Here is a 1682-nt window from a genome sequence, read left to right as displayed (position 1 = left end):
CCCAGCATCGGCAGCTTGAGCCCGGCTTCACGCGCCGTCTGCTGCGCAAGCTCGTAGCCCGCATCCGCATGACGCATCACGCCCGTCGCCGGATCGTTCAGCAGCACACGGCCCAGACGCTCGTGCGCCGCCTGCGTGCCGTCCGCCACGATCACCACGCCCGAGTGCTGCGAGAAGCCCATGCCCACGCCGCCGCCGTGGTGCAGCGACACCCACGACGCACCACCCGCCGTGTTCAGCAGCGCGTTCAGCAGCGGCCAGTCGCTCACTGCATCCGAGCCGTCCTTCATCGATTCCGTCTCGCGGTTCGGGCTCGCCACCGATCCCGTGTCCAGGTGGTCGCGGCCAATCACGATCGGCGCCTTCAGCTCGCCGTTCTTCACCATCTCGTTGAACGCCTGGCCCAGACGATAGCGATCCTTCACGCCCACCCAGCAGATCCGCGCCGGCAGACCCTGGAACGCGATGCGCTCGCGCGCCATGTCCAGCCAGTTGTGCAGGTGCGGATCGTCCGGGATCAGTTCCTTGACCTTCTGGTCCGTCTTGTAGATGTCCTCCGGGTCGCCCGAGAGCGCCACCCAGCGGAACGGGCCCTTGCCCTCGCAGAACAGCGGACGGATGTACGCCGGCACGAAGCCCGGGAAGTCGAACGCGTTTTCCACGCCCATTTCCAGCGCCATCTGGCGGATGTTGTTGCCGTAGTCGAGCGTCGCCGCGCCGCGTTCCTGCAGCGCCAGCATTGCCTTCACCTGGTGCGCCATCGACTGCTTGGCGACCTTCACGATGCTTTCCGGCGCGACCTTCTGCGCCTCGCGCCACTGCTCCACGCTCCAGCCCTGCGGCAGGTAGCCGTTGATCGGGTCGTGCGCGCTGGTCTGGTCCGTCACGCAGTCCGGCGTGATGCCGCGCGCCACGCACTCGGCGAACACGTCAGCCGCGTTGCCCAGGAGACCCACCGACACCGGCTTGCCCGTCTGCTTCGCTTCCTCGACGATGGCCAGCGCCTCGTCCAGCGTCGTCGCCTTGCGGTCCACGTAGCGCGTCTTCAGGCGGAAGTCGATGCGCGTCTCGTCGCATTCGACGGCGATCATCGAGAAGCCCGCCATCGTCGCGGCCAGAGGCTGTGCGCCGCCCATGCCGCCGAGGCCCCCCGTGAGGATCCAGCGGCCCGACGGGTCGCCCTTGAAGTGCTGGTTCGCCACCGAGAAGAACGTCTCGTAGGTGCCCTGCACGATGCCCTGCGAGCCGATGTAGATCCAGCTGCCCGCCGTCATCTGGCCGTACATCATCAGGCCCTTGCGGTCGAGTTCGTGGAAGTGTTCCCACGTGGCCCAGTGCGGCACGAGGTTCGAGTTCGCGAGCAGCACGCGCGGCGCGTCGGCATGCGTGCGGAACACGCCCACCGGCTTGCCCGACTGGATCAGCAGCGTTTCGTCTTCGTTCAGGTCCTTCAGCGACGCGAGGATCTGGTCATAGCATTCCCAGTTGCGCGCGGCGCGGCCAATACCGCCGTACACCACCAGCGCGTGCGGGTGCTCGGCCACTTCCGGGTCCAGATTATTCTGGATCATGCGGTACGCGGCTTCGGCCAGCCAGGTCTTGCACACCTTCTCGCTGCCGCGCGGCGCGCGGATCGTGCGGCTCGGGTCGAGGCGGGGATCGGTGAAGTTCGGATGGTTCAT

The 1682-nt window shown here is 67.3% G+C and carries 1 protein-coding gene; it reads right to left on the bottom strand.

Annotated features, from left to right (window positions below; genetic code table 11):
* On the bottom strand, nt 1-1682 hold a 1682-nt coding region (hutU, locus tag HV773_RS36400; RefSeq protein WP_175198540.1), incomplete at both ends, for a urocanate hydratase.

This window comes from Paraburkholderia caffeinitolerans, assembly GCF_902859945.1.
GTDB lineage: Bacteria > Pseudomonadota > Gammaproteobacteria > Burkholderiales > Burkholderiaceae > Paraburkholderia > Paraburkholderia caffeinitolerans.
This window is presented reverse-complemented; position numbering and strand designations above follow the sequence as displayed.